Annotated in this window: 24 protein-coding genes; 8 read left to right on the top strand and 16 right to left on the bottom strand. The window is 40.7% G+C overall.

Annotated features, from left to right (window positions below):
• Window positions 1–214: 214 nt before the first annotated feature.
• Genes J4E06_RS04205 through J4E06_RS04190 form a run of 4 tightly spaced genes read right to left on the bottom strand, consistent with a single transcriptional unit; the run spans window position 215 to window position 5,321 of the window.
• Entirely contained in the window at window positions 215–1,630 is a 1,416-nt protein-coding gene (locus J4E06_RS04205) for a TolC family protein (RefSeq protein ID WP_349522791.1), read from the bottom strand.
• A complete protein-coding gene (locus J4E06_RS04200) occupies window positions 1,614–2,969 on the bottom strand; it encodes an HlyD family secretion protein (RefSeq protein WP_349522790.1) in 1,356 nt (451 codons plus the stop codon). The genes J4E06_RS04205 and J4E06_RS04200 overlap by 17 nt, the downstream gene beginning before the upstream one ends.
• Before the next feature lie 5 nt (window positions 2,970–2,974).
• Complete coding sequence (locus J4E06_RS04195) at window positions 2,975–4,642, bottom strand: peptidase domain-containing ABC transporter (RefSeq protein ID WP_349522789.1); 1,668 nt, start codon at window positions 4,640–4,642, stop codon at window positions 2,975–2,977.
• The gene (locus tag J4E06_RS04190) at window positions 4,635–5,321 is read right to left on the bottom strand and encodes a TetR/AcrR family transcriptional regulator (protein ID WP_349522788.1); all 687 of its coding nucleotides are present in this window, start codon (window positions 5,319–5,321) and stop codon (window positions 4,635–4,637) included. Before J4E06_RS04190 ends, J4E06_RS04195 begins: the two co-directional genes overlap by 8 nt.
• 120 nt (window positions 5,322–5,441) lie before the next feature.
• On the opposite strand from J4E06_RS04190, the gene J4E06_RS04185 reads away from it, so the two are divergent.
• From J4E06_RS04185 to J4E06_RS04175, 3 genes are read left to right on the top strand one after another with little or no spacing between them, the layout of a single operon-like run.
• Window positions 5,442–6,005 (top strand): DNA-3-methyladenine glycosylase I, encoded by a 564-nt coding sequence (locus J4E06_RS04185; RefSeq protein WP_349522787.1) that lies wholly within the window; start codon window positions 5,442–5,444, stop codon window positions 6,003–6,005.
• Window positions 5,995–6,576, top strand: coding sequence for a hypothetical protein (locus tag J4E06_RS04180; protein WP_349522786.1), 582 nt, complete (start codon window positions 5,995–5,997; stop codon window positions 6,574–6,576). The genes J4E06_RS04185 and J4E06_RS04180 overlap by 11 nt, the downstream gene beginning before the upstream one ends.
• Complete coding sequence (locus J4E06_RS04175) at window positions 6,563–7,246, top strand: DUF2490 domain-containing protein (RefSeq protein ID WP_349522785.1); 684 nt, start codon at window positions 6,563–6,565, stop codon at window positions 7,244–7,246. Before J4E06_RS04180 ends, J4E06_RS04175 begins: the two co-directional genes overlap by 14 nt.
• On the opposite strand, the gene aat is transcribed toward J4E06_RS04175, so the two are convergent.
• Window positions 7,217–7,891, bottom strand: a complete 675-nt coding sequence (gene aat / locus J4E06_RS04170) for a leucyl/phenylalanyl-tRNA--protein transferase (protein ID WP_349522784.1) — start codon at window positions 7,889–7,891, stop codon at window positions 7,217–7,219. The genes J4E06_RS04175 and aat overlap by 30 nt on opposite strands.
• Window positions 7,892–7,978: 87 nt before the next feature.
• The gene (locus tag J4E06_RS04165) at window positions 7,979–8,356 is read right to left on the bottom strand and encodes a DUF3127 domain-containing protein (RefSeq protein WP_349522783.1); all 378 of its coding nucleotides are present in this window, start codon (window positions 8,354–8,356) and stop codon (window positions 7,979–7,981) included.
• 122 nt (window positions 8,357–8,478) lie between these two features.
• Between J4E06_RS04165 and J4E06_RS04160 the strand changes: the two genes are divergently transcribed.
• Together J4E06_RS04160 and J4E06_RS04155 are read left to right on the top strand one after the other, a co-directional pair.
• Window positions 8,479–9,630, top strand: a complete 1,152-nt coding sequence (locus J4E06_RS04160) for a sensor histidine kinase (protein ID WP_349522782.1) — start codon at window positions 8,479–8,481, stop codon at window positions 9,628–9,630.
• 7 nt (window positions 9,631–9,637) lie between these two features.
• The gene (locus J4E06_RS04155; protein ID WP_349522781.1) at window positions 9,638–9,988 is read left to right on the top strand and encodes a hypothetical protein; all 351 of its coding nucleotides are present in this window, start codon (window positions 9,638–9,640) and stop codon (window positions 9,986–9,988) included.
• On the opposite strand, the gene J4E06_RS04150 is transcribed toward J4E06_RS04155, so the two are convergent.
• Together J4E06_RS04150 and greA are read right to left on the bottom strand one after the other, a co-directional pair.
• The gene (locus J4E06_RS04150; RefSeq protein ID WP_349522780.1) at window positions 9,981–10,373 is read right to left on the bottom strand and encodes an HIT family protein; all 393 of its coding nucleotides are present in this window, start codon (window positions 10,371–10,373) and stop codon (window positions 9,981–9,983) included. The two genes, J4E06_RS04155 and J4E06_RS04150, sit on opposite strands and share 8 nt — an antisense overlap.
• Window positions 10,374–10,443: 70 nt before the next feature.
• Complete coding sequence (gene greA / locus J4E06_RS04145) at window positions 10,444–10,920, bottom strand: transcription elongation factor GreA (RefSeq protein WP_349522779.1); 477 nt, start codon at window positions 10,918–10,920, stop codon at window positions 10,444–10,446.
• 186 nt (window positions 10,921–11,106) lie between these two features.
• Here greA and J4E06_RS04140 point away from each other — a divergent pair, with 186 nt between their 5' ends.
• Window positions 11,107–11,541, top strand: coding sequence for a Rieske (2Fe-2S) protein (locus tag J4E06_RS04140; protein ID WP_349522778.1), 435 nt, complete (start codon window positions 11,107–11,109; stop codon window positions 11,539–11,541).
• Window positions 11,542–11,549: 8 nt separating this feature from the next.
• Window positions 11,550–12,536 (top strand): aldo/keto reductase, encoded by a 987-nt coding sequence (locus J4E06_RS04135; protein WP_349522777.1) that lies wholly within the window; start codon window positions 11,550–11,552, stop codon window positions 12,534–12,536.
• A gap of 4 nt (window positions 12,537–12,540) precedes the next feature.
• On the opposite strand, the gene J4E06_RS04130 is transcribed toward J4E06_RS04135, so the two are convergent.
• Complete coding sequence (locus tag J4E06_RS04130) at window positions 12,541–13,542, bottom strand: Gfo/Idh/MocA family protein (protein WP_349522776.1); 1,002 nt, start codon at window positions 13,540–13,542, stop codon at window positions 12,541–12,543.
• Window positions 13,543–13,650: 108 nt separating this feature from the next.
• Window positions 13,651–15,900: a TonB-dependent receptor gene (locus J4E06_RS04125; protein ID WP_349522775.1), complete on the bottom strand. Its 2,250-nt coding sequence runs from the start codon at window positions 15,898–15,900 to the stop codon at window positions 13,651–13,653.
• Between the two features lie 276 nt (window positions 15,901–16,176).
• On the opposite strand from J4E06_RS04125, the gene J4E06_RS04120 reads away from it, so the two are divergent.
• Window positions 16,177–18,621 (top strand): hybrid sensor histidine kinase/response regulator, encoded by a 2,445-nt coding sequence (locus J4E06_RS04120; RefSeq protein ID WP_349522774.1) that lies wholly within the window; start codon window positions 16,177–16,179, stop codon window positions 18,619–18,621.
• Here J4E06_RS04120 and J4E06_RS04115 read toward each other — a convergent pair.
• From J4E06_RS04115 to J4E06_RS04090, 6 genes are all read right to left on the bottom strand, one after another.
• On the bottom strand, window positions 18,596–19,939 hold the full coding sequence (locus J4E06_RS04115) for a sigma-54-dependent transcriptional regulator (protein WP_349522773.1): 1,344 nt from the start codon (window positions 19,937–19,939) through the stop codon (window positions 18,596–18,598). The two genes, J4E06_RS04120 and J4E06_RS04115, sit on opposite strands and share 26 nt — an antisense overlap.
• A gap of 130 nt (window positions 19,940–20,069) precedes the next feature.
• Window positions 20,070–20,372, bottom strand: coding sequence for a hypothetical protein (locus J4E06_RS04110; protein ID WP_349522772.1), 303 nt, complete (start codon window positions 20,370–20,372; stop codon window positions 20,070–20,072).
• Between the two features lie 652 nt (window positions 20,373–21,024).
• Complete coding sequence (locus tag J4E06_RS04105) at window positions 21,025–22,560, bottom strand: DUF4301 family protein (RefSeq protein WP_349522771.1); 1,536 nt, start codon at window positions 22,558–22,560, stop codon at window positions 21,025–21,027.
• A complete protein-coding gene (locus J4E06_RS04100; protein ID WP_349522770.1) occupies window positions 22,541–23,122 on the bottom strand; it encodes an AAA family ATPase in 582 nt (193 codons plus the stop codon). The genes J4E06_RS04105 and J4E06_RS04100 overlap by 20 nt, the downstream gene beginning before the upstream one ends.
• The gene (gene pnuC, locus J4E06_RS04095; protein WP_349522769.1) at window positions 23,083–23,718 is read right to left on the bottom strand and encodes a nicotinamide riboside transporter PnuC; all 636 of its coding nucleotides are present in this window, start codon (window positions 23,716–23,718) and stop codon (window positions 23,083–23,085) included. Before pnuC ends, J4E06_RS04100 begins: the two co-directional genes overlap by 40 nt.
• Window positions 23,702–23,962, bottom strand: a complete 261-nt coding sequence (locus tag J4E06_RS04090; RefSeq protein ID WP_349522768.1) for a YkoF family thiamine/hydroxymethylpyrimidine-binding protein — start codon at window positions 23,960–23,962, stop codon at window positions 23,702–23,704. Before J4E06_RS04090 ends, pnuC begins: the two co-directional genes overlap by 17 nt.
• Between the last annotated feature and the right edge of the window lie 6 nt (window positions 23,963–23,968).

Genomic DNA, 23,968 nt, shown 5'->3' with positions numbered 1-23,968 from the left:
TTTCTGACTTTTGTCATTGGTTGTTTTTACAACCTAATCCTTACAAACCTATTGAGTATTTTTGAAGGCTTCCTATATTCCAAAAACCGTCAATTCGAAATTCTGAAAGGATCTTGCCTGCAGGCATGTACGATTTTTCTTTGGTTTCGACTTCTCTCAACCACCAAAAATTACTCGAACTGACAAATTTCAATCATAAATGCGCAACGGGTTCTTACAGGTTCTTAGGATTTATGGCCAAACTCTTGAACAGTTTTGCCTTGGTATAGAAAAATTTGTTCTGCATCTCGTTTCGCTTCAGGTAGGCATCAATGAGTTTACTCTCCCTGGAATTGATCAAGAATAGTGAACTTTCACCAAAACTGAACTTTCGCTCTTCAGCATTCAGCATGGTGGAATAGTCGTTCACAATATCCTTGATGAGTTGGTTCTGCTCGATAAAAGAATCCAGTTCGTTATAAATGGCTATTACTTTGTTCTGTATTTCCACCTGAGCATTGTCCCTTTCAAACTCCGCGTCACGAAGTTTGAACTTGGCCAATTTAAGGTCTCCACGCTCCTTCCTCAAAAAAATGGGCATCTGAAACGTAAGTCCCGCTTTGTAGTTCTCCGTAACAAAGGAATTCATTAACTCGGGTGTGGGCGTTAAGAAATTATATTCGGCATTGAGCTTGGGAAGCAATTTATTTGCCTTTAATCGTTTATCAACGCTCAATCCCTCTATTTTATAATTCAAAGACATTAGTTTGGGGTGAGTTTCCAAAGTAAAACTATCCAGTGGCACCCCCTCTATTTCCAAGGTTGAATTGATATCCATTTCGGGCTCAAGGTTGGGTCGTATCCCTGGTTGAAGCTCGACAGGCACATCCTCGATCCACAAAAAGTTACTGAGCTCCAATGATTTTTTCATCAAGCGTACTTTGGCCTGTTGATAGCCCAAATCCCTGTTCCGAACGGCAATTTTAGCTTCCACGGTATCAATTATGGCAATGTCTCCGGCCAAGGCGCTTTCTTTGATCCCTTGAAAACGTATTTCGGCATTCTCCAAAAAGTCTTGATACACCTCGGCATCCCTATAGGCTTGCAACCAATCAAAATAGGCCAATGATGCGTTGTACAACACTTGGTTGACCAGTAAATCCTGGTCCGCCTTCGCCTGCTCCCTAAAAAATTTGGCTTTTCTCAGTGTCGCCATTCGCTCGTTGATCCAAAACCCCTGTAGTATAGACATCGAAACCCCTGCACTGTATAGGCCATCTTCGGGAAGAGTTTCATCTGGATTAATAAAATCACCTTGGTCTTGCTGAAAATTCCCTTTGAACTCGATTCCGAACCATGTCGGTATCTTGAAGGTAGCATTCAACCGGTCCCAATATTCGCTATCCTTGAACTCTTTTCTGTCAAAATCCACTTCCACCTTGGGGTCAAAGCCTCCCCGGGCCCTCATAAGTTCGGCCTGCCCAATCGCAATGTTCAGTTGCGCTTGCTTGGCAATGGGATGGTACTTTTTAACATATCCCAAATACTCCTTAAACCCAAGCACGGTGTAATCCTGTTGAGCATAAAAAAAGCTTACGGTAAAGAAAGAGAGGGTAAAAAATAAAAGTAATCTTCTATTTCTTCGTGGCATTTGCGCTTGTATTTTGAGGTTGATAATAATTTGGCGGGAAGCCGTTCAACTGTCTCCACAATTCAAACCAGATAGGGACATCTTCCAAAAGCGCCATGGTACTCGCCCCCGATCCTACACGGATATCCTTTGGCCACGGCGCCTCTTCCTCGTCCGGAGCCAACAATATTCGGTACTTCCCATTTGGACTGATAAAATTTTCGATGGCCACAACCTTACCTCCAAATGTTCCGTAGGACACGTTGGGCCAACCGCTAAAAACTATGGCTGGCCAACCATCAAACTGAATACGCACCTTTTCATCCACGTGAATCAGGGGAAGGTCTATGGGATCTACAAATGTTTCTACGGCAACATCGTAATCCGAAGGCATAATGCCCACCAACTGAGCTCCTTCTTTAAATGTTTCCCCAATTCCTGATTGTATCGCCTTGGTGATGTATCCATTTTGAGGAGCTTTGATGTAGGCCATATCGTCCCTCATTTCATAATTGGTGTACTCGTTCTCCAATTTGGTCACCTGTGCTTCCGAGTCAAACTGATTGGATTGGGCTGTGTACAGGTCGCTTTGCGCCTTTGAAATTTTGTCCGCATACTCTGCCCTTACCCTATTTATTTCCACTTGGGCATTGATGACATCGTTTTTGCTGGTCAACAATTTGTTTTCCTGACTGATCAATTTCGCTTGGGTTTCTTGTAATTTTAAGCGCTTCTCTTCCACATCGGTCACTGCTTTTAGCCCCTCTTCCTCTAACTTGTCCACCCGGTCGAATTGACGCTGTGCAATCATAATATTGGTTTTTGCCGCCTCTAGGTCAATGCTGTCGCTTTTTACCTTTAATTTGGACTGTATCAGTTTGTTTCTGGCTTGTTCCAATTTAAGTACCAGCTCGCTGTTAAGTGCCTTTATTTGCTGGTTCAAGGCTTTTACTTTTTCTTGGTAGGATGTCACGGACATATTTTTGGCCGTGATCTGTTTTCCGGTACGCACCAACAAATCCGGGTCAAAATATTCGCTTTTTATCTCGGATATAAAGAGAATGGTATCGCCTTTTTCCACATAATCCCCTTCCCTTACATACCATTTCTCTATTCGCCCAGGAATTGGGGACTGAATGGTCTGAGGGCGTTGATCGGGCGTAAGCGTGGTCAGGAATCCTCTACCGGAAATATTCTGCGTCCATGGCAAAAACATCATAAAGACCGCAATGATGGAAAATGTAGCCAAAAAACGGTTGAATTGCTTGTAATGTCTTTTATGAAAAACTTTTTTGCCTGCCTCATAACCGGTAAGGTCAACCTTCTCGTTCAATTTATTATTTGAAGAAATATTCAGCATGAGCTTTATTTTACGTTAATCAATCTACCTTTTTCCATTCGGATTATTTGGTTACAGCGACTTGCCCATTTCGGGTTTTCACTTACAACCACCAAGGCCCATCCATTGGCTGGATCGGTTAAAAACTCTATCATTTTATCGGTTCCCTCTTCATCATATTGTTCCAAGGGATCTTTGAGGATCATAAGCTTCGGCCTTGTTACAATACTTCTGGCCAATACAATCTTTTTGGAAATAAAATCGGGTATTTTTTTGCCTTCGGGATATAAAATGGTTTTGAGTCCTTGGGGCTGTTCTTTTACAAACTCTGTTAAGCTCACTTTTTCCAAGGCCCAATAGACATCTTCCATGGGAATATCTTTGTTTCCAAAAGTTATATTGTCCAACAAGGTTCCCTCAAACGGATACTCTTCTTTAAGCGAGTGACCCAAATAGGAGCGGTATTGACTTAATTTAATTCCTTGTAACGCCACATTGTTCACATACAATTTACCTTCATCAGGTTCCAATATCCCGGCAATCATCCTGAGCAATGTTGACCTACCCGACCCACTTTTTCCGTGTATCAACAATTTGGTATCGGGCTTTATGGTAAGCGATAAATGATCTATGATTTTCTTTTCCAGCCCAGGGACCCTGTAAACGATATTGTCCAACTCAATAGTCAAGCCCTCATTCTCTTTAAATGGAGTTTCCCCCTGTTGCGGCTCAATTTCCTTGTCAACTACCTGGCCCATTTTCTCCAAAGAAGTGAGAAGATCGTAGAAGGTCTCAAGGCCTAAAATCAACTTTTCAACTGAATTGATCACTAATAGAATAATAATCTCCGCAGCCACAAATTGACCGATGTTCATCTGTTGCTCCAAAACCAAAAGGCCACCGATCAACAATAATCCGGCCGTTACCAATACCTTAAAACCTATCATTTGGATAAACTGCAAGACCAAAACCTTGAAATGGCTCTCTCTTGCTTCCAAATAATCTTCGACAAGCGCATCGTTTTTATCCAGTGCATGGGATGTTTTTCCTGAAAGCTTGAAGCTTATGATGGAACGCGCAATCTCTTGTACCCAATGTGCCACCTTATATTTAATCTTGGACTCTTCCAAGCTGGTATCCAAACCTCTTTGTGCTGTGAACTTGAACACAATATAAATGAGCAACAGCAACAGCAATCCATAAATAATAAAGAAGGGGTGATAGAAAGACAGTAATAGTAATCCAAAGATAATCTGCAGCAAAGCGGCTGGAAAATCGATAAGTATTTTGGACAATGATTTTTGTACCGTAAGCGTATCAAAAAAACGATTGGCCAACTCAGGAGGGTAATAGTACCGCAACTCGCTCATCTTAATTTTTGGGAAACGGTAGGCAAACTCAAAGGAAGATCTAGTGAAAATTTTCTGCTGAAGATTTTCGATAATACGTATCTGCATTAGTTGAAGCGCTCCCACAAAAGCAACTCCAAGGGTTACCAATACCACAAGAACAATCCATGATGTACTTACCCTTGCCCCCTGTATAAGGTTAATAATGGCCTGGATTCCCAAAGGGAGTGAAAGGTTAACCAAACCGGCAAAGATTGCATAATAAAATATCTGAAAAATGTCCTTTTTGTCCAAAGTTAAAAGGCCGACTAATCGTTGCCAAGCGGTGAGTATTTGTTTAGCCATGTATATTTTGATTTAAAGTCCGAAATATGAGATTTGTGAAAAATTCGGTAGGCGTAATGGAATCATTGCAATTGGTTAGCGTAGGAAAATTTTCCTTTAAAAAATATTGGTGCAGGGCCCCCTCCATTACATTGCTAGCCAAACTTATGGGATAAGGGTATTTACCGTCCACTGCAGCGATCATTTCGCTCAAACGGTTCACCAATCTTTTGTAAACCACAAAATAACCATCCTTGTTTTCTTGGTTTACCTCTTTTACCAAATACGATTTTGAATATTCATTGATGACAAGCCTGTTCAGCACAACCTCGTTGACATGTGATATGGAGCTGTCCTCCTCCACGTTCTGGGTTAGGATTTCAACCGCTTTTTCCAATTTTTTTACCGGATCTGAAATTCCGTTGGTGGCGAATACCATTCGATATTCCACCCAACCCCAATACCAAGTTGCCAAATAGAGCAAAAGCTTATGCTTGTTTTCAAAATATCGGTAGATCGAACTTTCATTGGAGTTTATTTTGACACCCAATTTTTTGAACGTAAAATTGTCAAATCCCATCTCATCTATCATCAAAATACTTTGCTCTACAATATTCTTCCCCAAAGTCGAAGACTCAGGATCCTTTATGTAGAGTTTTTCATTGACTCCAATTTTTAAGGACTTCATCAATAAATCCATCGCACATTACTTTTAAAATTTATTCTCGCGAATATAAAAGTAATACTATTAATATCTAATACTTTAACTTTCAATTAACTCTTATGTTTTTCCCTTACTTTTGATGTAAAGCGAACAGCAATGGATAAACATAGATGTGGTTGGTGTGTGGGCGACAACCTCTACGAAACCTACCATGATCAGGAATGGGGGGTCCCTGTGAAGGACGACAAAACCCTTTTCGAATTTTTGATTTTGGAGACCTTTCAGGCTGGTTTGAGCTGGGTCACCGTATTAAGAAAACGTGAAAATTTTAGGAAGGCCTTTGATCAGTTTGACTACAACAAGATTGCGCATTACGATCAAACCAAGATTGACAGCTTATTAAAAGACCCCGGAATCATCAGAAATAAATTAAAAGTATATGCTACCGTTTCCAACGCCAAAGCGTTTATGGAAGTTCAAAAAGAATTCGGTAGTTTCAGTAAATACATTTGGGGTTTTGTGGACCATAAACCGATCAAAAATGCGCGGAAAAACTATAAGGACGCTCCTGCAACAACGGAATTATCGGACACACTGAGCAAAGATTTAAAAAAGAGAGGGTTCAAATTTGTGGGAAGTACCGTAATTTATGCCCACATGCAGGCCACGGGCATGGTAAACGATCACGAAGTAAACTGTTTTAGGTACAATGAAGTGTAATTATCTCCTTTTTGCAATGTGCTGTATGGCTCAAATGGTCTTTGCACAGAACAAATACGAACGAGAATCCAGAATAGAAGTGGAAGAATTCCCTAAGAAATCCTATGGGATCATCCAAGATTATTTGAAAGATGCCAAACGGGTGCGCTTCTATCAGGAAACGGACAGCATCAAAAAGAGTTTCGAAGCCAAGTTCAAAAAAGGACGCTTGCACTATAGTGTGGAATTCGACCAAAATGGCACTTTGGAAGATGTGGAGTTCAATATAAAGGAAAGGGATATTCCAAACGATACTTGGGGAACGATCCTATACTACCTTGATGAAAACCATACCAAGTACAGGGTAAAAAAAATTCAACAACAATACCCTGTTATGGAAGACCAATCCATAGAACAAACGCTCCACAATGCTTTTCAAAATCTTATTTTACCGGAGGTAAATTACGAACTGGTGTTTGCTACCAAAGAGAACAAAGGTTATCAAGAGTATGAGGCCTTGTTCAATTCTGAAGGAAGACTGATGCGTATTCGCAAATCTTACCCATTAGGTTATGACCATGTACTCTACTAAGCTCCTTTCTTTTTTTGCACTTTTTTTATTGCTGCAAACTGTGAGTGGCCAGGAAAACTTTACCGCCTATTTCCAGCCCCAAATTGCCGTAAATTATAAGGTGGCCGGTTTATATTCCCAAAATTTTTCGGTTCTGAGCAGAAACTACATCTACGACAGGGAAGAGTTACTGTTTAAGGGAAGGCAGTTGGACATTACCCATTATTCCAATCTAAAAATCAGGGACAACCAAAGTATTGCGCTTGGCATAAAATATAGGTTTCGGAATAATTTTGAGGACAAGGAGAACGAACTACGGTTTACACAACAATACAATATCACCCACAAACCCCATATCGTCCGTTTTGGACATAGGGTTAGAGCCCAACAACGCATCACAAACTCTTTGACCGTTCACAGATTCCGCTACCGCTTTGCGATGGACTTTCCCCTGATCGGGGAAAAACTAGATCTTGGGGAACCCTATTTTGTTGGAAGCTTTGAAAACCTCTTGAGCGTTGCCAAAAGCAATGCCCCGCAATACGACATTCGACTATCGGGACAGCTAGGTTGGCAACTGGACCGCGACATAAAATTTCAGATGGGATTGGAATATAGAATGGAAGATTACAGCTCGGTTCTGCCGCAAAACATACTTTTTTTATTGACGAGTGCTCAATTGTCCCTGTAAAATTTTTACAAATTCCTTTCTGGGCATCAATTCGGCACCCAAACTCTCCAAATGATTGGTGTGCACCTGGCAGTCAATAAGCTCATAACCTTTTTCACCTAGCTCTTGTGCCATTTTTATAAAAGCAAACTTGGACGCATTGGGACGCAAACTGAACATACTTTCCCCACAAAACACTCGTCCCAGATCAACCCCGTAAAGTCCACCAACGAGTTCTCCATCCTCCCAAACCTCAAAGGATTTGGCATATCCTTTTTTGTATAGGTTCATATAGGCATTTTTCATCTCGGGCGTAATCCACGTCCCTTCCTGCCCCTTACGTTCTATTTGGGCACAGTAATCCATCACCTGTTCAAAACACGTATTTTGGGTAAGGGCAAATGCACCGTCTCTAATAACTTTCCGCATACTTTTGGAGACTTTTACCTTTTTGGGAAAAAGCACCATACGAGGGTCAGGGGTCCACCAAAGGATCAACGAATCATCATTGAACCAGGGAAAAATTCCGTTTTGGTAGGCCAGCAACAACCTTTCTGGCGACAAATCCCCTCCAACGGCAAGCAGACCATCTTCGCTAGCGGTATCAACAGGTGGAAACTCCAATCTTTTGTCCAAAAAATGTAAGGGAGTATTTTCCAAAGTCAATTTTTTCTAAAAATACAAATCGGCTTAAAAAAAAGAAAATCCGAACCTAGAGGTCCAGATTTTTGTTTGAAAAATAGTTTTCTCCGATTAAAAGGGCAAGTCGTCATGGTCTTCCTCGTTCAGGTCGTCCGCCGGTTCAAAAGCTTCCATTGGCGGAACGGGAGGCATATTGTCGGCACCCTGTTCTTGTTGTAGGTTTTCGATCCGCCACCCTTGGATAGAGTTGAAATACTTGGTTTCCCCTTGTGGATTCACCCACTCTCTACCTCTAAGATTAATACTGATTTTTACCATTTGGCCAACACTGTAGTTGTTTAGCATATCGCACTTATCCTGCACAAACTCCACCAATATATGTTGTGGATATTGCTCCTCGGTGGTCACTACCACTTCTCTTTTCCTGAAACCGTTGTTACCATATGTTTTGGTCTCATCTATCATTTTGATTCTTCCCTGAACTTCCATGCAATGTTAATTTTTGTTGAAAACTCAAAAGTACATAAAATGAATTCCAAAGGCAGCCGTTATTTCAACGAACTATCAACATGTTTTCCAATTACCTATCTTTAAAAAGAATTTGACCACCAATGAACTTTACTCCAAAAAGGAAAGCTTCCAACATTATAATGCTGATTTCGGCATTTGTCATTGTGAGTCTTATTTTATGGAATACCAACAGTTTTTTTAGAAAATTTAAGGAGGAGGAAAGGTTAAAAATGGAAATATGGGCCACCGCCCAATTGGAACTGATCCAATCGTCGGTGGATCAAGAATTGGGAAATCTTACGCTCAAGGTACTGGGCAACAACACATCCACCCCCATGATTTTGATGAACCAAGAAGGATCTTACAAAACACACAATATTCCAGAAGATAAAGTTGCGGATAGTGCTTACATCCAAAAAAAGATTGCCCAGTTCAAGAATGAAAACCAACCCATACAGATAATTCAAGAGGACGAATTGTTGGAAACATTATATTATGGCAACTCCGAGGTCTTGAACAAATTAAAATACTACCCCTTGGCTTTACTGTTGATCATTTTCTTGTTCGGTGCGGTTATCTTCTTTTTCTTCCGCACCAACAAGGCATCGGAACAGAACAAACTTTGGGCGGGCATGGCAAAAGAAACGGCCCATCAAATAGGAACACCGCTTACATCCTTATTAGGTTGGAACGAACTTTTAAAATCGGAGGACATCAACCCTGAAGTCACACAAGAAATAGCAAAGGATATTGATCGTTTGGAGACCATTACCGAGCGTTTTTCCAAAATTGGTTCCGTTCCCGAATTGCGCGAACATGACATTGTGACCGAAACCAAAAAAGCTTATGAGTATCTTAAGCAGCGTAGTTCCAAACTGGTTCATTTTTCATTCAGCTCCAATGTGGAAGAGTCTCTTGTTTTGATGAACCCTCCCCTTTACAATTGGAGCATAGAGAATTTGGTAAAGAATGGTATCGATGCCATGAAGGGGAAAGGCAACATTGCCATTCAGATTGAAAAGAAAGGCCAAAACATCCATATTTTGGTTTCGGACACTGGTCATGGCATCCCAAAAAGTGACTTTCAAAATATTTTTAATCCAGGGGTCACATCAAAGCAAAGGGGCTGGGGATTAGGGCTTTCCTTGGTAAAAAGAATTGTTGAAGAGTACCATAAAGGAAAAATTAAAGTATTTTCGTCAAGTAAGGAAGGAACTATCATGCAAATTTCTCTGAAAGCAATAGAAAATTGATTTACTTATGGCCAAGGAAAGACAACTTGTAATTCAAGAAGCTGATATCACTAATAACTGCCCCGAATGTTTTAATCAGGAACTGAAGATTACTTTTTACCAAAAGCATACTTTTAACGCCCTTTACCACAGGACCACGGGTGTGGTCACCCACGAAATCAAGTGTAAAAAATGCAACTCCGTTATATATCCCGTAAACTGGACCCCTGATATTGAACGGGTTTTTGATTACTACAACAAACTGGTAAAGCCAGACAGGCCTGCCGTACGGTTCACCATGCTGTTTTTCATCATTTTGGTACTGATGCTGTGCTTGGTGGCGGCAGGAGTCTATTTTTACATAGAAGGCATTAATTAAGACAAGTCCTTATTTTAGCCGCAACACTTTCAAATTCTTCTTTGGAAAGTTCTACTTTGTGTTGAAAAGTGGCATTAGCCATACTTTGAAGCGGTATTAGATGCACATGAACGTGTGGCACTTCCAAACCAATAATCGACATTCCCACACGCTTGCAAGGTATCGCTTGTTCTATGGCAATGGCAATTTTCCGTGAAAAAGACATCAATTTCATATAAGATTCCTCATCAAGATCGGTAAGCTTGTCCACCTCCTTCTTGGGAATGCATAGCGTATGTCCTTTGGAGTTGGGGTTTATGTCCAAAAACGCATAGTTATCATTATCCTCCGCAATTTTATAGGAGGGTATTTCGCCATTGATGATTTTTGTGAAGATGCTGGCCATTTTTGATTCGATTTAAAAATAAAAAAATCCCGTCTTTCAACGGGATTAAATATAACCAATTTAGTTACTGCTACGCTCTTGTTATCTCTAAAACTTCAAATTTCAAGGTTCCGTTTGGCACCTTGATCTCTGCGACATCACCCACTTTTTTCCCTAACAATCCTTTCCCAATGGGAGATGTTACGGAAATCTTACCTGTTTTAAGATCGGCCTCACTTTCTGCTACCAGGGTATATTTCATTTCCATACCATTGGCTTGGTTCTTTAACTTCACGGTGGAAAGCACCAATATTTTGGAAGTGTCCAATTGGGATTCATCAATCAAACGGGCATTGGCCAAGGTTTCTTCCATTTTGGAAATTTTCATCTCCAAAAGTCCCTGAGCTTCTTTGGCCGCATCGTATTCTGCATTCTCGGAAAGATCTCCTTTGTCCCTTGCCTCTGCAATGGCCTGTGAGGCTTTGGGACGTTCCACGTCTTTCAAGTGGTTCAATTCGTCCCTCAATTTCTTTAATCCTTCAGGCGTATAGTATGAAACTTTGCTCATAACGTTAATTTTTAATGCAAAGAGACATTGAAGAAAATCAAAAAATTTCCCCAATGTACTCTTCTTTACAAATACAAAAAATCCTCAACTATACCCATGACCTGCATGGTATTTTTGCGAGGATTTAACGCAAATATAGGCAATTTTTCATCAACTTTGTCCAAGAAACATTTTCAAACATTGACTATGAAACACTTGTGGGCCATTGTGATTATGGTGCTTATTTTATCCTGCAGCTCGGATACCAGCGACCGAAATCCTTATTTGCAAGAGGTTCGTTTTCGATTTGAATTGAATCTGAACCTCCCCTTGTACAATAATTTACAAAATATTGGAAACCCCGTTTATGTGGGCAACAACGGCGTAGGTACAAGAGGTGCTTTTGTTATCAATACAGGGTCGAGCTTTATGGCATGGGAAGCCAGTTGTCCCAACCATGTTCCCAATGAATGTTCCACAATGACCATCGAAGGGCAGAACGCCGTTTGTAGTTGTGAGGGATATACTTATAATTTATTTACGGGGCAGCAATTAGACAGGCCCGATGATGGAAATCGATATCACGACCTTTTATTTTATAGGGCCGAACAAAGTGGAAACGTTGTAGTTATATCCAATTAATTTTTAGCATGAATTACAGAAAACTCGGAAAAACAGGAATAAAAGTCTCTGAAATCTCCTTGGGCACTTGGCAGGTAGGAGGTAAATGGGGCTCTGGATTTAATGATGCTTTAGCTGAACGGATCATCAATGAAGCTATAGATGCCGGTGTAAATTTTTTAGATACCGCAGATGTTTACGAAGCCGGGGCAAGTGAGGCCGCCGTGGGCCGAGTAGTAAAATCAAGATCTGAAGAAGTTTTTGTGGCCACAAAATGTGGAAGGCAAATTAACCCGCACGTGAATGAAGGCTATACTGTGGACTTACTGCGAAAATATGTGGAGGACAGCTTAAAAAACACCGGGCTGGATTGTTTGGATTTGATTCAACTGCACTGCCCTCCAACAGAAGTGTATTACCGTCCCGAAATTTTTGAGTTGTTCGATCGATTAAAGGATGAAGGCAAAATAAAAAACCTCGGTGTCAGCGTGGAAAAAGTGGAAGAAGGTTTAAAGGCCATTGAATATTCCAATGTCAACACGGTCCAAATCATATACAACATGTTCAGGCAACGCCCATCGGGACTGTTCTTTGAACAGGCAAAGAAAAAGGACATCGGTGTAATTGTCCGCGTGCCTTTGGCCAGCGGGTTGCTTACAGGTAAATTTTCTCAGGACTCCACCTTTGACGAAGAAGACCACAGGAACTTTAACAGGGAAGGGGCTGCTTTTGATAAGGGCGAAACCTTTAGCGGTGTTCCTTTTGATGTTGGGCTGAAAGCCGTAAATGAACTTAAAAAGGTATTTCCTGATAGCGAAAACCTGGCTCCCATCGCACTTCGTTGGATATTGGATTTTCCCGAGGTCAGTTGTATTATTCCTGGAGCATCCAAAGTAGAGCACCTAAAAAGCAATCTTGAGGCTGTAAAATTACCTCCGCTTACGGAAGATGAAAGGGAGGCTGTAAACCAAATTTATAACAAGCACATCAAAAAGCACGTGCACCAACTTTGGTAGTATCTTATCTTGTTTCCAGGATTTTTTCCATGACCCAAGCCGTATGCAAACCAGTCTTTCCAGTTGATGGATGTACTGCATTGCCCAAAAGGTGCTGCTTTATATTTTCCACATGAAACTCCTGAATATGATCGGGGTAGGGAATTTCCAAAGTTTGATATCCCGATGCATTCTCCAATTCAATCGGTGCTTCATCCAAAACGGCAAAACGAATGCTTCCTTGGGAACCCAAAATTTCGACTTTGTCCGTTCGGTGATACGTTCCAAAATTCCAACTGCCTGCACCGGTAATGCCACTCTCGTGTATCCAATTTGCAGTTACTGCATCAAAAGCGGAATATAAGTCGAGTTGATTGGTTCCAAAACCGTTGGTATCTTCAATATCACCCAATAGAAAGGCAAACAAATCCAGCCCGTGACTGGCCAAATCATCAAAATATCCGCCTCGGGCAATCGTGGCATCGGTACGCCAGTTATATTTTTTGCTCAAATCAACCTTATTGGGCGGTTTGGTTTTTTGCCAATGAATATGCCGTACTTTACCTATTTGCCCATCATTCAACCATTGTTTAATTTTTAAAAAACGGGGCAACGAACGACGATAATACGCTACAAAAAGCGGAATATTCTTAACCTGAAAGGCTTCATAAATCGCCAAACTATCCTCGTAGTTTGGAGCCATAGGCTTTTCAATACAACAGGGTTTACCAACCTGGGCCACCTTTAACGCATACAATTTATGTGTGTCGGGAGGTGTAGCGATGTAAATAGCATCAATATTAGGGTTATTGATAACCTCATCGGCATTGGTGGTCCATTTTGGAACGTTGTGCCTTTTGGCATAGTCTTCGGCTTTTTCTGAATTGCGCCGCATAACCGCATCAACCTGAAAGCCAGCAGTGTTTTTATAAGCTGGCACACTTTTCTTTTCCGCCACACTGCCGCAACCAATCACGCCCCAGCGAAGGGGTTCTTCTTCGGAGAAATGAAAACGGGATTCTGTCATTCGTTAAAATTACAGATTCCCGTTAAAAATAATTGAGCTAAAACACAGTTCTCGATACAAAATCCTTTTTGGATTTTACTCGAACTGACTTCTTGTTACCTTAACTTCTTAAAAATTGAGCGTTGCCCCCAAAAGAAAGTTGATTCCTGCCTGCGGATAGTATCCGGCACCTTCGATGGTTGTGATGGTTCCTGGGTTGGAAAAATCATCATCAAAAGTGAAGAAATACCCATTGGACACGATATCGGCATCAAAAATATTGTTCACCAGGCCCGATAAAACAATGCTTTTTACAAAGGAATTGGTATTGATGGTATATTGAATATTGAAATCCGTTTGTGTGTAGCTATCCAAAACCGAAGTGTCGGAGTCAATATTTCCCATATACTGCTTGCCTACAAATTTTGACAGCAACGACACCTGAAAGTCCTCATTGGGCTGATAGGAAATGATATTCCCGGCAATCAATTGTGGCGAATAGGCGATATTGGTATTTCCCAAATTCTGAAGTTCTCCGTCGCGCTCAAAAAAGAAATCAATATTTCTGTTGTCGCTCAAGGCTATGTTCGGTCTCCATCGAAAGGTGTTGGATAATCTAACGTTTGCATCAATTTCGAGACCCAAGCGGTAGCTATCCCCAACATTGGATCGTAGCGGAGCTCCCACATCGTTCAATTCCCCTGTCAACACCAACTGATCCTTGTAGCGCATATAGTACACATTGGTGTTCAACTGGAAACTTGGGGAAACGTATCTCCATCCCAACTCAAAATCGTTGAGTTTTTCTGGTTTTGGGCTTCCGCTCTCGTAATCGTTACGGTTGGGTTCCCGATTGGCCCTTGCGTACGAGAAGTAGAAGTTGTTGTTTCGGTTCAAATCGAACGTAATACCTGCTTTTGGGTTAAAAAAGCTGAAGGTATCATCCACCAGACCCGTGTCATCACCATTGGCTTCATAGGTCACACCTCGGTATTGCACATCTCCGAACAACGACCATTGGTCCGTTAATTGATAGTTGGCCTTGGTGTAGATGTTGAAATCCGTTTTGGTGGAAGTATCATCGTAATATCTGTCCCGAATTTCACTGTTACTGGCGAATTCCGCCCAAATGATTTCCCCAAAATGGTCCCCTTTGTACTCGTTGTAACCTCCACCCATAATAAGTTCGAGATTGTCGTTATTGTACGTAGCTGAAAAAATGGTTCCGTAAAAGTCATTGTCCAACCAACGGCGGCGAATCAAATCCGTGTTTTCGACCAAATCACCGTTTACGATAATGGGCTCCAGACCATAAGTGGCGAAATCATCGTCTTCCCTATATTGTTCAAAGAAGCCCCGACCTCGTGTATAGTGCACGGCCAAATGGGTGTCCCAAGCGGAGTTCCAGGTTTCGTACCAATGCAGTTGAAAATGGTCCTGCTTGTAATTATCTACCTCATTTTCGTAGAATTGGGTATTACCGTTATCATCGGTATAAATTCCGGCCGAATTAAACGTACGGTCATTTTCCAATTGTTCTGCGGTTATCCCGTTCCAAGCTTGATAAGTAATTTCATGCCCGCCAAAAAGCAAAGCTTTGATCAAGGTGTTATCATCATTATAAACCCCTTGAAGGAAATAACCGTCCAATTCCGAAGATGCGCGATCTACATAACCATCGGAGGTTACTCGAGATAGTCTCCCGGAGAACTCAAAATGGTCGTTCAGCAATCCTGTACTGAACTTGACATTGTTTCGTAAGGTATTGAAACTTCCCACAGAAGACGAAACCCTTGCATAGGCCTCTTCAGAAAATGCATCGGTGAGCATGTTCAAACTAGCGCCAAAGGCTCCCGCCCCATTGGTGGAGGTGCCCACACCGCGCTGCAGTTGCAAACTTTGGGTGGAAGAGGCAAAATCGGGCATGTTCACCCAAAAGGTTCCCTGCGATTCGGCATCGTTGTAAGGTACACCGTTGATGGTCACATTTACCCTTGTGGCATCGCTACCACGAACACGTATGCTCGTGTAGCCAATCCCCGCTCCAGCATCGGACGTGGTGACCACTGCTGGCATAAAATTCATAAGAACAGGAATATCCTGACCCAAGTTCCGTGGTGCCAGTTCCACCTTGTCCAAATCGGAAAAAGTAATCGGGAAATCCTTGGTTACCCTCACGGCCTGCACCAATACTTCGTCCAACACCACTTTTTCCCCTTCGAGACTGTCGATGGGTTCTTCTTGAGCACTCAGTGTAAACGTCAACCCAAATAGGGCTATTGTCGCACATAGGGTTTTAATGTAATTCCGATGGTTGTTTTGCGTCGGTCGCAATAAGCCAAAAAGGGCTCTTTTTTGAATAATTGAATAGAGTTTCATCCGTAAAAATGTTACGAATAAAAGGGGTCATTATTCTTTGTTAGTAATTGATTGTTGTTTCTAAAAGAAACATAGAAATTCCAAGATGCGGCTTGCGCATTCCCTTGGCAGCATTACCCGCCCAGGTTCATTGGGTATAATCTCAGCCTTTTGGTAAAAGCACCCCTTTGAGATACCGCAAATGTAAGATGCGATTATTGATTTTCATAAAAAACATTTGGGAAATTTAACTTTTGATAACAACTATACCCCCCAAATGCCAGCGTATATAATGGTATGCACTATAAATCCAAAAATAGATTTACCCTTAAAATAGTACTGAGCTATACAGTTTTGGGCATTTTGGCCATGCTTGCTGCTTTCTTTATCTATAATGAGTTCAAAAGCTATGCTTCAGCGAGCAATCAAGGGGTGAGCAACAAAAAACTTTTGAAGACCAATAGATTGCTCACCCAGCTTTATGATGCCGAAAACCTATCCAAATTGGCTCTACAGACCAAAAACCATAAGGATTTAAGGTCTTATGCGCAAAAGGTAGATTCCATAACCCAATTTATAGATTCGCTTAAACCTTTGGCAAAAAATAACAACGGAGATCAAACTTCCAAATTGGACAGTGTTCAAGAGCTATTGAAACAAAAGGTATTCAACAATGCGGAATTGCGGAACCTAAAAGTGAAGAATGAAAGTAAAGCTTCGTTGGATTCAGTTTTAAAAGCTTTCCATAAGATGGAGGTGGATATGGGGAGAATAACCCCTGAGACCTTTGCGCCCAACTTTGATGATTTGCCACCCCAAACCCAAGAATACATCAAAGAGTACGTGGCCATACTCAATAAAAATATTCCTCTTTCCGATGGTAATACCGACGCCAAAAACATCGATTCCATTTTGGAGGTCTCCAAATCCATTTTAAACAAGGCCAAAATACAAACAGCTTCGGCCAAACGGACCGTATTGGAAAAAGAGCTTGAGATTTACCGAACGGATTTAGAGCTTTCCCAAAAAATGCGAAGTATTCTATCAGACTTTGAGCGGGAAATGGCTCAGAACACATATCTGGACAATCTTCAAAAAGAGCAAGCGTTAAAAAAAAGTTCTCGCCTGGCAGTGGGAGCAGTTATCCTGGGATTAATAACGGTGATATTGTTTACTCTTTTGATTTCCAAGGATTATTGGAAAGTACAGGAATACCGAAAACGGTTGGAAAAGGCCAAAAAATATTCCGAATCATTATTAAAAAGTAGGGAACAATTGATATCAACCGTAAGTCACGACCTGCGAACTCCCCTAAACACAATAAGTGGCTATTCCGACTTGATTCAACAAAGTGGATTGGATAGCAAACAACTGAATTACTTCAAAAAAATTAAGACTTCCTCTGCCTATGTAGAGAACTTGGTAAACGATCTTTTGGACTATTCCAAATTAGAAGCTGGAAAAATTCAGCTGGACAAAGTTCCCTTTGCCCTATCTCAATTGATAGAGGAAACCACAATCAATTTTGAAGAAATACAATCAAAAAAAGGAGTGTCGTTGCAATTGGAAATAGCCAATGACCTCAAAACGCCTATTAACAATGACCCTTTTAGAATACGGCAAATATTGTCCAATCTGATAGGCAACGCTTTTAAATTCACAAACACAGGTTATGTAAAAGTTTCTGCTGTTGCTTTGGTTGAAGAAAAAAATAAAACCAAATGGGTACGGATTGATGTGGAGGATACGGGCATTGGAATTCCTATCGAAAAACAGGAAGCCATTTTCCAAGAGTTCACACAAGCAGGGGAGTCCTCTCAAAAAGCAACGGTTGGATATGGTCTTGGTTTGACCATTTCCAGAAAATTGACAGAGTTATTAGGTGGCTCTTTAAGTTTAAAGAGCGAAGTAAACAAAGGAAGTGTTTTTACTTTACATATTCCTGTGGAGTTCTCCAATATTCAAATCAATGAAAACCATGTAAAAAAGCCCATTCCACGAACACAAGAACTATCCGTTTTGGTGATTGATGACGATAACAATATGCTTGGCCTGATCACAGAGGTATGTAAAATCAACCATATCCAAACGACAACTTTTACAAACTTTGATGATTTCGACCTTTCAAGAATCCATATGTTTGATGCTGTGCTTACAGATATTCAAATGCCAAAAGTTAATGGTTTTACAGTTCTGAAAGCACTTAAAAGTGCTGGTTTTGACAAACCTGTTACAGCCATGACGGGACAGCAGAATTATGACAAAACACCATTTTTTGAAGCTGGTTTTTCGGATGTTTTACAAAAACCTTTTACCGCCAGTGCCCTATTGAAAGTTTTAAAGTCGGCCGAACAAGTCAATGCGGTCCATCAAATTCCAGATACGGATTCGTCCTTGTTCACAATTGTTAATATCTCTCCCTTTTTGGATGATTTTGAGTCAATTCAGGAAGTTTTACATGTATTTTGGAGCAATTCGAGCAAAAATATGGAGTTTTTACTTTTAGCTGTTGGCGACAAAGATTATTCTGATATTCGAGCCATTTCCCATAAAATGTTGCCGATGTTCAGGCAATTAGAGGTACAAGAAGCCATTGATTTACTGGAAACCTTGGAAAATATTTCGGATGAAATCAAAGGAGAGAAGGTATTTGAGATGCTTTCAGACTTAAAAATAGTATTGTCACAACTAGAAAGAGAAATCCAAGATTATTTGGCTACACATTCAATTGATGTTGATTGATTTTGTTGTAGAGTGTTTTTCGGGTTATTTGTAGCAGTTTGGCCGCTTTGCTTTTATTAAAATTGGCTTCCTTCAATGCGCTGAGAATCCTTTCCTTTTCATAATCCGATTTGGAGAATTTCTCCTCATTGGCATTGTTAACTCCTTTTACCACCTTATCTGCCAAGGCGTTGGGAAACATAGTTCCCGTATCAGAAAAAAGAACGGCCCTTTTGATTACATTTTTCATTTCCCTCAAATTTCCCGGCCAATTATACTCCTGAAGGATTCGCTTGGTTTCATCGGAAAACTCTATAATATTCTTATTCAATTCTGAATTGGCCTCGACCAGAAAATAATCTGCAAATAGAAGAATATCTTCTCGCCTATCTCTCAAGGACGGTACCTCAATTGAAAACTCATTGAGCCGATGGTACAAATCCTCCCTAAAACTACCATCTTCCAAAGCTTGGGAAAGGTTCTCGTTGGTAGCAGCAATAATTCGAATATCCAGCTCAATTTCCTTGGTACTGCCTACTCTCTTAATTTTTCGTTCCTGAATGGCCCGTAGTAATTGAACTTGGTGCTCATAAGAAAGATTTCCTACCTCATCCAAAAAAAGTGTCCCTCCATTGGCTGCCTCAAAATGGCCCTGTTTATTATCAATGGCACCTGTAAAACTACCTTTTACATGACCAAAAAATTCACTAGTGGCAATTTCCTTGGGTATTGCACCACAATCTACCGCGACAAACGGTTGATCACTTCTTTTACTTGCCCAATGAATGGATCTCGCTGTTACTTCTTTCCCAGTGCCACTTTCACCCGTAAGCAGAACGGACATATTCGTAGGAGCAACCAACTCCACATACTGCTGAAGTTTTTTCGATTTTTCTCCCTGACACTTTAAAAAATTGGATGTTTTCTTTTCCTTTACTGCTGATTTTGAGTTTTCAGTGGCAACGTTGGCTTCCGAAGCTTTAGTATTCAGAGCCTCATTGATAACAGAGAGTATATTTTCGGGGGTGAAAGGTTTTGAAATATAATCGAAGGCGCCTTTTTTAATGGCGTTGACGGCTGTTTTTACCTCCGCATAGCCTGTCATTAAAATAACTTGGGTTTTGGGAGAGTTGCGTTTTACCTGAGGAAGCAAAGTAACACCGTTGCCTTTCGGTAATCGTACATCGGACAAAATTATATCGAAGGTAGATGATGCCAGAAGCTCCTCGGCATCTTTTATGGAATAACTTATAGATACAGCGAAACCATTCTTGGTCAAAAACTTTTGAAGCATTTGACAGAATGCAGTATCGTCTTCAATGATTAGGATTTTGGGCATATCTCAGTTACATAATATACGGCCCACACCTCTCTGCAGATGCTTCAACCTTTATAAAATTATCACAAAAAAGAAGGGGCTGCGAATGCAGCCCCTTGTAACCAAACTAACTAACCAAACGTGGGGTGAATTACATATCTATCCAGTTCCCTTCAGCGTCGGCATACACTGTTCCAGATGTGCCATCTTCAAGGGTAAGATCTAGCTTGTATTGATCTTTATCGTTTTTGTACGCTTTACTAATTTCAGCAGTAGGGTAATTTGATTCCACGGCACTTGTTACGGCAGATGGAAGGTCGGATACGCTGATTTCTTCAAAATCTCCTACCACAATTTCTATGGCGTTATTTGTTTCCAATTCTGGAATTTCTACATTGGCAAATGCTGTTACTCCTACAAATGATAGTACTGTTGCTAAAGCTAAATTTTTCATGGTATATAATTTTAATTGTTAAACTTGACTAACTAGGTGAAAACATAGTGCCAACTCTCCAAATCATTCCTATATTCTATTATTTAACTGTATATCAATATTTTAAATATTTTGTTGAATTATCCGATGTGTGTAAAAGTGTATAGTGCCCTAAACAAAGTGTATAAAATTTATACAAGAAAGGCTGCCGAAGCAGCCTTTCATATTCGCCAATGTACGGTCACAAGGAAAAAAGACCATCTATATACTGGCAAAATGGATAATACATGGATAGTGTTTAATTAGCATCACCCTTGCTTTTTGTATCCTTATTCTTATTTCTACTTTTTAAATACGAAATCAATATGTACAGGCCCAAAGCCAAGGACACCACATTGAAAAACAGCACTATTTTATAAAACATACTTGTTTACGTTGTTGCCTATCGTTTTCAAAAAATGTGAAAAGAAAGCCGCACAATGTGCACGGCCTTCTTACCAAATCAACCAACCTAGTTGCGACAACCCGCAAGGATCATCAATGTTTAATCATTTCATCGAAAAAAGTTTCGAGTGTACTATTTGGACACAGCTTTTAGTGTTAGGTCACACCAATGCACAAAAAAACCCACTCTTTTCAAAGGAGCGGGCCTAATCCATTGTACTTTAATTTTTTATGCTTGATGGGTTGGCTTCAAAAGATCGTTCACCGTTTTAACGGGATTGAAGGTCACCAATGGCACCTCCACAAAAAGGGTGTTCCAAAAGGCCATGCCACCGTTCCATAAACCAGGGAGTTCCAAAGCTTTCAGTTCTTTCCCTTCTTTGGTTTTTCCGGTAATAAAACCTTGCTTGGTGTCCACAAAATCCAGTAGGTTGAATTTTTCTCCTTTATGGTTTCGAACACCACATACTAGATCCACTGGGTTAAAGTGTGTCGAATTCTGCACTATATCAGCTTGTGCCTTATTATTCATATCTATCTGGGCGGACTCAATAATTTGAAGGGATATGTTCCCTTCACCATCTTTTATCCAAAAAGGACCTCCGCCGGGCTCTCCTTCATTTTTTACCATTCCGCAAATTCGGATAGGGCGATTGATTCTATCCATTAAAATGGATTTTTGTTCATCTACGCTGAAATCATCATAATTTTTTGGCATACGAACATTGAGGTCTTTTTCCAAAAATGCTTTTATCTCATCAGCCTTTTCAATGGATATATCTCCTTCCAAAAGCTTGGCATAGGCAAAAGCTTTATCCTGAACCTTTTTCAGAACACCTGCCAACATTTTTTTACTGTTGGAAACGGTTTCCAAATTTTTATCGATGACCACATTGTCGATGTTCTTAATGAAGATAATATCGGCGTCTTGATCATTCAGGTTTTCGATGAGCGCTCCGTGCCCGCCTGGACGGAACAAAATGGAACCATCACTATTTTTGAAGGGTTTATTGTCCATATCCACGGCAATGGTATCAGTGGAAGGTTTTTGATTGGAGTAAGAGACATCAAATACGGTATCCGTTTTCTTTGAAATTTTTGGACCTACCGAGGCTTCTTCCTTGGCAAACATCTCATCGTGTTGTTGCGAAACGGTAAAATGTAGATTGGCCTTGCCCTTTGTTTTGGCATAGAGTGCAGCTTCTTTCAAATGCTCTTCAAACGGGGTTGCCGTACCAGTCTCGTATTTATGAAAAGGCAACAGTCCTTTTGGGTAAAAACCATAATCAAGACCATTCTCAGTCAACATCTCCTTTACAAAAAGATAAGCTTCTTCATCCTTATTGGATGCTTTGCCCTCTATTCTGTACATTATCAAATCGTAAAAGGGAAAATCCGAAAGGTTTTCGGTAAATTTTTTGGCATCGGTATCGCCCGTGCGTTCTATGTATTCGGATAGATTTTCTTTTGATGGCTCGTAACTATCCAGAAAATTGAACATCGCCTTGAACATCCGTGATGCCGCTCCGGAAGCGGGAACAAACTTCAATAGTTCAAGGTTTTTTCTATTATCCTCAAAATATTGAATCAGGTCGAGTTGCTCCTTTTCGGAAAACCTGAGTATGCCATTGCCCACCACAGCTGCCTGCGATAGTTCAACAAAAGGGATCCCTTCTTTAAACGTTTGTATTTGGTTTTGTACTTTTTCTTTGGAAATTCCTTTGGAATCCAGTTGTTTCAAGTCTTTAGAACTTAATTCGATCATGTTTTTGGAGAAGTTTATCTATGTGTTTTACTGCTGTGGATAGCCTTGACGCTTTATCCCCTCTTAAAATAACGAATTTCCTGTTATTATTCTCCAAAGCTTCTTTAAAATGTAAAAACATTCGTTCTCTTTCATCTGGCTTGTCTCGCAGATCATCAGCTTCCCAAGGTGTATCTATGTATGTCAAGAAGTAAAGGTCGTAGTTGTTTTTTAGTGCATATTCTTCTAAAAGTGGATCGCAAATACTATTGTAATAGACTTCTGAGTATACTTTGGTCTCCAATAGATCAGTATCACAAACAAGCACTCGATTTGCCTTTTTGGCCAATTGGTTCTCCAAACGCATTTGACCATAGGCTATTGGCAACAAATCATGAGGTTCACAGGTTTTTTGCTCTCTGTCCCATTTATCTTGAAGGTATTCGCGGGCATATTCGGGCACCCATTCCGTATGGTAATGCGCCGCCAATTGTTTGGACAAAGTGGTCTTGCCCGTGGATTCAGGTCCAAAAAGGACCACTTTTATGAGGTTTGTGGGCTCTTGGCCAAGTTTTTCTTCCATGCTAGATATCCCTGTATAGCTAGAACAGTAAAAATGAGGTATTGTAAGGAGAACATTCCCCATCCCCGATATGCATATAAAGGTACAGTTATTAAATCACCCAAAATCCAAAGGGTCCAGTTTTCCAGTTTTTTATTGGCCATATACCACATTGCCGTAAAGAAAATACCCGAAGTAAAAATGTCAACATAGTTGGTAGGACCTATTTCGGCTCCAAACGCTACGTACACGCCGTAGGTGACCAACATGGTCAATAGGAAAAACCCAAAGCCGATTAATTTTTCCTTGGTATCGGTCCTCGTGATGTTCACAACAGGCTCTCTATTATCCTTTCTTCTGGCCCAGTTCCACCATCCATAAATACTCATAATGGAATAGTAGAAATTCATCATCATATCTCCGAACAAGTCGTCCACAAAAAAGATATACGTAGTTATTACCGTAGCCACCAATCCCGTGGGGAACACCAAAATATCTTCCTTTTTGGCATAGACCACGCTGGCAATCCCAAAGAAAAAAGCAGTAGCCTCTAAAATAATCAGGGATAGTTCCCGGTCTTCGTAGGGACCGAGAAAAAAATCAAAAATGGGGTTCATACTCGCTTCGGTCGGATTTTACCATTTTCATGGTCAGTACCACATGGTCCAAGTTCTCAAAACTTTCCTTGATTTCTGAATGGAGCAGTTCCATGACCTTATCATAATCACCAAACACCTGTGTGCTCAATGGATTTTCTAAAACAGTGAGTCCCGAATCTCGCAGTTTTTTTATGAAGGCAATAATCGGTGCTTCAAAATCATCCTGAAGGGGGGATAAAGTCAGTTCAACGGATATTTTCATGGTCAG

This window comes from Allomuricauda sp. NFXS6 (genome assembly GCF_040148835.1).
GTDB lineage: Bacteria > Bacteroidota > Bacteroidia > Flavobacteriales > Flavobacteriaceae > Flagellimonas.
This window is presented reverse-complemented; position numbering and strand designations above follow the sequence as displayed.

What these genes read in the sequence shown, in the direction of transcription:
- J4E06_RS04140 (WP_349522778.1), top strand. Translation starts at nt 11,107, where the DNA reads ATGAAACACTTGTGGGCCATTGTGATTATGGTGCTTATTTTATCCTGC.
- J4E06_RS04100 (WP_349522770.1), bottom strand. Translation starts at nt 23,122, where the DNA reads ATGGAAGAAAAACTTGGCCAAGAGCCCACAAACCTCATAAAAGTGGTC.
- J4E06_RS04110 (WP_349522772.1), bottom strand. Translation starts at nt 20,372, where the DNA reads ATGAAAAATTTAGCTTTAGCAACAGTACTATCATTTGTAGGAGTAACA.
- J4E06_RS04135 (WP_349522777.1), top strand. Translation starts at nt 11,550, where the DNA reads ATGAATTACAGAAAACTCGGAAAAACAGGAATAAAAGTCTCTGAAATC.
- J4E06_RS04155 (WP_349522781.1), top strand. Translation starts at nt 9,638, where the DNA reads ATGGCCAAGGAAAGACAACTTGTAATTCAAGAAGCTGATATCACTAAT.
- J4E06_RS04125 (WP_349522775.1), bottom strand. Translation starts at nt 15,900, where the DNA reads ATGAAACTCTATTCAATTATTCAAAAAAGAGCCCTTTTTGGCTTATTG.
- greA (WP_349522779.1), bottom strand. Translation starts at nt 10,920, where the DNA reads ATGAGCAAAGTTTCATACTATACGCCTGAAGGATTAAAGAAATTGAGG.
- J4E06_RS04115 (WP_349522773.1), bottom strand. Translation starts at nt 19,939, where the DNA reads ATGCCCAAAATCCTAATCATTGAAGACGATACTGCATTCTGTCAAATG.
- J4E06_RS04150 (WP_349522780.1), bottom strand. Translation starts at nt 10,373, where the DNA reads ATGGCCAGCATCTTCACAAAAATCATCAATGGCGAAATACCCTCCTAT.
- J4E06_RS04105 (WP_349522771.1), bottom strand. Translation starts at nt 22,560, where the DNA reads ATGATCGAATTAAGTTCTAAAGACTTGAAACAACTGGATTCCAAAGGA.
- J4E06_RS04165 (WP_349522783.1), bottom strand. Translation starts at nt 8,356, where the DNA reads ATGGAAGTTCAGGGAAGAATCAAAATGATAGATGAGACCAAAACATAT.
- J4E06_RS04130 (WP_349522776.1), bottom strand. Translation starts at nt 13,542, where the DNA reads ATGACAGAATCCCGTTTTCATTTCTCCGAAGAAGAACCCCTTCGCTGG.
- pnuC (WP_349522769.1), bottom strand. Translation starts at nt 23,718, where the DNA reads ATGAACCCCATTTTTGATTTTTTTCTCGGTCCCTACGAAGACCGGGAA.
- J4E06_RS04090 (WP_349522768.1), bottom strand. Translation starts at nt 23,962, where the DNA reads ATGAAAATATCCGTTGAACTGACTTTATCCCCCCTTCAGGATGATTTT.
- J4E06_RS04200 (WP_349522790.1), bottom strand. Translation starts at nt 2,969, where the DNA reads ATGCTGAATATTTCTTCAAATAATAAATTGAACGAGAAGGTTGACCTT.
- J4E06_RS04120 (WP_349522774.1), top strand. Translation starts at nt 16,177, where the DNA reads ATGCACTATAAATCCAAAAATAGATTTACCCTTAAAATAGTACTGAGC.
- J4E06_RS04180 (WP_349522786.1), top strand. Translation starts at nt 5,995, where the DNA reads ATGAAGTGTAATTATCTCCTTTTTGCAATGTGCTGTATGGCTCAAATG.
- J4E06_RS04190 (WP_349522788.1), bottom strand. Translation starts at nt 5,321, where the DNA reads ATGGATTTATTGATGAAGTCCTTAAAAATTGGAGTCAATGAAAAACTC.
- J4E06_RS04195 (WP_349522789.1), bottom strand. Translation starts at nt 4,642, where the DNA reads ATGGCTAAACAAATACTCACCGCTTGGCAACGATTAGTCGGCCTTTTA.
- J4E06_RS04175 (WP_349522785.1), top strand. Translation starts at nt 6,563, where the DNA reads ATGTACTCTACTAAGCTCCTTTCTTTTTTTGCACTTTTTTTATTGCTG.
- J4E06_RS04185 (WP_349522787.1), top strand. Translation starts at nt 5,442, where the DNA reads ATGGATAAACATAGATGTGGTTGGTGTGTGGGCGACAACCTCTACGAA.
- J4E06_RS04205 (WP_349522791.1), bottom strand. Translation starts at nt 1,630, where the DNA reads ATGCCACGAAGAAATAGAAGATTACTTTTATTTTTTACCCTCTCTTTC.
- J4E06_RS04160 (WP_349522782.1), top strand. Translation starts at nt 8,479, where the DNA reads ATGAACTTTACTCCAAAAAGGAAAGCTTCCAACATTATAATGCTGATT.